Annotated in this window: 5 protein-coding genes; 1 reads left to right on the top strand and 4 read right to left on the bottom strand. The window is 59.4% G+C overall.

Annotated elements, in window-relative coordinates:
- Window positions 1-161: 161 nt before the first annotated feature.
- The 4 genes from cpdA to thiC form a co-directional block, all read right to left on the bottom strand.
- A complete protein-coding gene (gene cpdA, locus A15D_RS16795; protein ID WP_102792869.1) occupies window positions 162-968 on the bottom strand; it encodes a 3',5'-cyclic-AMP phosphodiesterase in 807 nt (268 codons plus the stop codon).
- A gap of 212 nt (window positions 969-1,180) precedes the next feature.
- Window positions 1,181-1,639, bottom strand: a complete 459-nt coding sequence (locus A15D_RS16790; protein ID WP_102792868.1) for a DUF1249 domain-containing protein — start codon at window positions 1,637-1,639, stop codon at window positions 1,181-1,183.
- Window positions 1,636-2,265: an NUDIX domain-containing protein gene (locus A15D_RS16785; RefSeq protein ID WP_102792867.1), complete on the bottom strand. Its 630-nt coding sequence runs from the start codon at window positions 2,263-2,265 to the stop codon at window positions 1,636-1,638. The genes A15D_RS16790 and A15D_RS16785 overlap by 4 nt, the downstream gene beginning before the upstream one ends.
- A complete protein-coding gene (thiC, locus tag A15D_RS16780) occupies window positions 2,258-4,144 on the bottom strand; it encodes a phosphomethylpyrimidine synthase ThiC (RefSeq protein WP_102792866.1) in 1,887 nt (628 codons plus the stop codon). Before thiC ends, A15D_RS16785 begins: the two co-directional genes overlap by 8 nt.
- A gap of 162 nt (window positions 4,145-4,306) precedes the next feature.
- Between thiC and A15D_RS16775 the strand changes: the two genes are divergently transcribed.
- Window positions 4,307-5,734 carry a TolC family outer membrane protein gene (locus A15D_RS16775; protein ID WP_102792865.1) on the top strand — a complete coding sequence of 476 codons (1,428 nt, stop codon included), beginning with the start codon at window positions 4,307-4,309 and terminating at the stop codon, window positions 5,732-5,734.
- The last annotated feature ends 129 nt before the right edge of the window (window positions 5,735-5,863 follow it).

Here is a 5,863-nt window from a genome sequence, read left to right as displayed (position 1 = left end):
AGGCTGCCCGACCGGCATACCCTGTCAAGTTTTTCTTCTTTTCTTTGTCCTTAAACGCACAAGGCCACACCCAGAATCTGAGCGCGGCCTCCAGCCTGGCTGTGCGCACCTGCGCCACACGCGCAACTATTAACTGTTAACTATTCACTATTAACTGTCTTTCAGTAGCCCTTGACCGTGAAATCCACCTCGAAGGTAATGCCCTCAACCCGGCTGACACCGGTATCGATACGGCCATCGGCATGAAGGTCCAGCCAGCGGTAGCCGGGATTGGTATCGTCCACAGCAAAGTCTTCGCTTTTTGGCTTGAACTGTACACAGGTGCTGGGCACCGCCAGCATCCGCACACCATTTCGCTCGTTGTCGTATTCCTGGTGTACGTGCCCCCAGATGATGGCGCGCACCCGGTCATGGCGGTCGATCACATCAAAGAACTGGCTGGCACTGCCGACCACCTGGGTGTCCAGCCAGGCACACCCCATGGGCACCGGATGATGGTGCAGACAGACCATCAAATGGTCGCCTTTGGCATTGGCCAGGGATTGATCGAGGAATTTCAGGTCTTCATCGAACAGCTCCCCGGGCACTTCACCGGGAATGGTGGAATCGAGCATGACGATGGTCCAGTTGCCCGCGTCCAGCACGCAGGGACTCATACGCTCACGCTGGGTGTTCAGCGCTTCCAGCATGGGCGCCGGCTTATCGTGGTTACCCTCCAGCCAGTAGACCGGGGTATTGAAATCGGCCAGCGCCTTGTCCAGTCGCTGGTAGGACTCAAACGAGGCGTCCTGGGAAAGATCCCCGGTGGCCAGTATCAGATCCGGGTCAGGCTGCTCACGGCGAATCAGTTCCAGCACCTTGTCCAGACTGAATTGGGTATTGAGGCCCAACAGCTTGCCGTCCGTATTGGCAAACAAATGGCAGTCCGATAACTGCACAACTCGAAGGGGCTGCAACTGCTGCGTCAAATCCCCGCTCCCGTGACCGTAATGATTCTTCTGGTTCCCAATTGATGAAGAGCACGCTCTCCCGGGCGTCCCCACGCCCTGTACGATTCCTTATAACCAAGATGATGGCACTTTTCTAGGAATCCGGTCCAAGACCCGGAATTGGTTACCATTTCTCCACAATCTCCCCTTTCAGACAGGGGTAGCGTATTGCCAAACCGACAACTCTGTGCTCAGCCGCCGGTGACCTGTTGGCGCCACTGCTGACCACTGTCGCGGCCATGATCATGGACATGACGAAGCCACTCGGCCAGAAAACGGTTCCACTGGGCTTTCTCGTCGCGCTGGTGCATGTTGCGATTGGGGTAGGCATAACGGGCATTCACCCGTCGAAACGGCCGGGCCTCGGTGACTTCCGCCAGCCGGGCATCATGGTACAGGCGCACGGTAAGCCGCGACGCGGGCAGGACGTCCAGCAGCTCCTGATCCTCCAGTCGCACCGTGGTGGTGTAGGGAGAACGTTCCAGCACCTGCATGCGAAGGGTATGGGGGTGGTGGGCATGCCCCAGATCAACCTGCATCTGGTCACGGTCACCAAGAGCATTCATCAACGGCAGCATGCGAGCATAGTTTTCCTCGCACTGACTCATCAGCGCACGAAAATCGAGCCGATAGCGGTCTCGCCGCGTCACTTCGCCCCCCAGCGGGCATCCAGTTCCTGACGATTAAGCAACAGCCACTGCAGCGCGATCAGGCTGGCGGCATTGTCCACCCTGCCCGAGGTCAGCAACGCCGGAATCGTGTCGGCCGACAGGGTCATGGCCCGGATGTCCTCCCCTTCGTCTGCACAGCCAAAGATACCCCCTGCGCCCGCTAGGTCGGCCTTGCCCACGAATACATGCAGCCGCTCATTGGTTCCCCCCGGGCTCGGCATGTACTGGGCCACGGTCTCCATTTCGGCCAGGGTCAATCCCGCTTCTTCAATGGCTTCGCGACGAATCAGGTCTTCGGCACTTTCGCCGTCCTTGTCTGCAATCCCTGCAATCAGTTCCAGACACCAGGGAGTATCGCGCCACTCCAGCGCCCCCACGCGAAACTGCTCCACCAACAGGATTTCGCCGCGCACCGGGTCGTAGGGCAGCACGGCTGCGGCCGGAGGCCGAATGAACAGCTCGCGGCGAACCGGCTTGCCCCAGCCCCCCTGGTAGTGACGGTGGCGCAGGGTCAGGGCATCAACGCGGAAGAACCCCTGGAAAGGCGTTTCCGTTTCCAGGATTTCCACATCATCCTGAGTGAATGGAGGCGACAGTTCAGTCATGGGCTTTATGGTACAGGGCACTGCCCTGCTCACGAAATTCCCGGGACTTTTCTTCCATGCCGGATTCCGCCTGATCGGCCTGGGCCACCTGGGCACGGCCATCACCGTAGGTCTCCCGGACTTCCTGGCTGATCTTCATGGAGCAGAACTTGGGGCCACACATGGAGCAGAAATGCGCCACCTTGTGTGCCTGCTTGGGCAGGGTTTCATCATGGAAAGCCCGTGCCCGATCCGGGTCCAGCCCCAGATTGAACTGGTCTTCCCAGCGGAATTCGAAGCGCGCCTTGGACAGCGCATTGTCACGAATCTGCGCACCAGGGTGCCCTTTCGCCAGATCCGCCGCATGGGCGGCGATCTTGTAGGCCATGATGCCTTCTTTTACGTCTTCCCGGTTCGGCAGGCCCAGATGCTCCTTGGGCGTGACATAGCAGAGCATGGCCGTGCCATACCAGCCAATCATCGCCGCGCCGATGGCACTGGAGATGTGATCGTAGCCGGGGGAAATATCCAGCGTCAGCGGGCCCAGGGTATAGAACGGGGCCTCGCCACAATGGGCCAGCTGCTCATCCATATTGGCCTTGATCATATGCATGGGCACGTGGCCCGGGCCTTCGATCATCACCTGTACATCGTGCTTCCAGGCGATCTTGGTGAGCTCGCCCAGGGTCCGCAGCTCACTGAACTGGGCTTCGTCATTGGCATCGGCCAGCGAGCCCGGCCGCAGGCCATCGCCCAGGCTGAAGGTCACATCGTAGGCCTTCATGATCTCGCAGATGTCTTCGAAGTGGGTGTAGAGGAAATTTTCCTTGTGATGCGCAAGACACCACTTGGCCATGATGGAGCCACCGCGAGACACGATGCCGGTCACACGGTTGGCCGTCATGGGCACATAGCGCAGTAATACACCGGCATGAATGGTGAAGTAGCTGACCCCTTGCTCGGCCTGCTCAATCAGAGTGTCGCGAAAAATCTCCCAGGTCAGGTCCTCGGCGATGCCATTGACCTTTTCCAGCGCCTGATAGATCGGCACGGTACCGATGGGCACCGGGGAGTTGCGCAGGATCCACTCGCGGGTTTCGTGGATGTTGTCTCCGGTGGACAAGTCCATCACGGTATCACCGCCCCAGCGGGTGGCCCAGGTCATCTTGGACACTTCTTCCTCAATAGAGGAGGTCACCGCCGAATTACCAATATTGGCATTGATCTTGGTGAGGAAGTTACGGCCGATGATCATCGGCTCCAGCTCGGGGTGGTTGATATTCGCCGGGATTACCGCGCGCCCGCGGGCCACTTCATCACGAACGAACTCCGGGGTGATGCGGTCAGGAATCGCCGCCCCAAAGCTCTGGCCCGGATGCTGCTGGCAGGGCAGACCCGAGGCCAAGTGCTCGTCCAGTCGCTGATTCTCGCGAATGGCAATGTATTCCATTTCCGGGGTGATAATGCCCTGCCTGGCATAGTACATCTGACTGACGTTCTTGCCGGCACGGGCACGCAGCGGAGTGCGGACATGCTCGAAGCGCAGACCCGCCGTTTTCAGGTCGGCAGCACGCTTGCGACCGTACTCACTGGTCAAGCCGCCCAGTTCCTCGGTATCATCCCTTTCCTGAATCCAGTTCAGGCGAATCGGTTCCAGCCCTTTGCGTACATCGATTTGCACATCCGGGTCGGTATAAGGCCCAGAGGTATCGTAAACAGACAGGGGTGGGTTATCCTCGAACTTTCCTTCCGCCAGCGGGGTCGGATCCTGGCGGATCTCTCGCATCGGCACCCGGATGTCCGGGCGGGAGCCGGTGACATAGATTTTTCGTGAACCAGCAATGGGCTGGCAGGATTCTTCGATGGCATTAGCGGCAATGGGGCGCTGATCGTCTGGCACGTCGGCCTCCAGAAAGTGGGGTCACAATGAGGAATGGCGGACACTATACGCCAGCGCCCATTGGCCAAACAACCGCAGAACCCGGGCCGCAGAAGCAGTACCAATTTTCTGTACCAGCCAGTACTATTATTTGCCACTAACCCACAGGAAGAGTGCACCAGAATGAAGCGCAGCTACACCCAGTCCCTCGCCCTCCTGCTGACCGCCCTTGGCGGCTCTGTTCATGCCGCCAATCTGGTGGAAGTGGCCAATGCGGCCTGGTCCTACGACGGCACCTGGCGGGCCGCCCGTATGACCTGGAATGCCGACCAGCAATTGCTGGTGCAAGGCCGTGCCGCACTCTTTCCGAATGTGTCTGCCAGCTATGGCCGGTATGACAACGAACAGGAAATCGAAGACCTGGGGCTGGAACAGAATTATGGCAGCGAAGTCAGCACCTTTACTCTGACCCAGCCGTTGTTCCGGGTGGATGCCTGGTACGGCTACAAGGAAGCCAAGTCCAGCACCGACATCGCCCAGGCCAACTTTGAACAAGCCCGTCAGGATTTTGTCCTGCGCGTCGCCCAGGGTTACTTCGGCGTGCTGCGAGCCTGGGATAACTGGGTATCCGCCAAAGCCGAAGAAAAAGCCATCGGCCGCCAGCTGGAGCAGACCCAGGAGCGTTTCGATGTGGGCCTGGTGCCCGCCACCGATGTAGAAGAAGCACAAGCCACCTACGACCTGACCCAGGTCAACCTGATTGTGGCCCGCCAGCAATACGAAATTGCCCGTGACCAGCTGGAGACTCTCACCGGGCAACAGTGGGAAACCCTGTCAGAGCTGCAAGACGACCTGCCCATGGATGGCCCGCAACCCTCCGCCATGAATGAATGGATTGACAAGGCCCAGTCAGAAAACCCCGGCGTCCGCGCTGCGCTGTACAACACCCAGCTCACCGAGAACACCGCCAAGCGTCAACTCGGCACCATGATGCCGCAGGTGCAGCTGGTGGCACAGTATCAACACTCCCACCTGGATCCGGACGACAATACCGCCACCACTGGCGGTGGTGCGGGCAGCGGCGGCTGGCTGTATGACACACAGAACCGCCAGATCGGCATTGAAGTCAGCATGCCCCTGTTCCAGGGCGGCGGCCTGAACAGCCGTCGCAAGGAAGCCTATCTGCGTGCCGATGCAGCCGACTTCCAGTACGACCAGGCAGTGCGCGACATCATTCAGCAGACCCGCAGCGCCTACCGCACGGTAGAAGCCGATGCCCTGCGCATCAAGGCCCGTGAGCAAGCCATCCGCTCCACCCGCTCTGCATTGGATGCCACCCAGTCCGGCTATGAGGTAGGTACCCGTAACGTGGTCGACGTGCTCAACGCCCAGCGCGCCCTGTTTGCCGCCGAGCGCGACTACGCCAACGCCCGTTACGATTACATCATCGACTCCCTGACGCTCAAATCCACCACCGGTGATCTGCAACAAGGCGACCTGGCCGCCGTGAACCAGTGGCTGTCCCCCAGCGAGACCCTCAACCTTTACCAACCAGATCTGGAAGGAAAGAGTGAGGAAATGATGGAAGAAAATGCAGCGAACAATGAATAGTTAAGCGCGTAACGCGCCAGCATTAACTGAACGCAAAGAGGCCGCGCCCAGACACAGGGCGCGGCCTCTTGCTTTGAGGAGAACCTGTCACATGCATCTACTTGCTGTGGGAGCTTGCCTGCAAGCGAT

Origin of the sequence: Alcanivorax sp. MD8A, assembly GCF_002888555.1 — a bacterium.
Taxonomy (GTDB): domain Bacteria; phylum Pseudomonadota; class Gammaproteobacteria; order Pseudomonadales; family Alcanivoracaceae; genus Alcanivorax.
This window is presented reverse-complemented; position numbering and strand designations above follow the sequence as displayed.

Bases quoted from the DNA above. Each gene is read 5' to 3' on its own strand.
- A15D_RS16785 (WP_102792867.1), bottom strand. From the start codon at position 2,265: ATGACTGAACTGTCGCCTCCATTCACTCAGGATGATGTGGAAATCCTG.
- A15D_RS16775 (WP_102792865.1), top strand. From the start codon at position 4,307: ATGAAGCGCAGCTACACCCAGTCCCTCGCCCTCCTGCTGACCGCCCTT.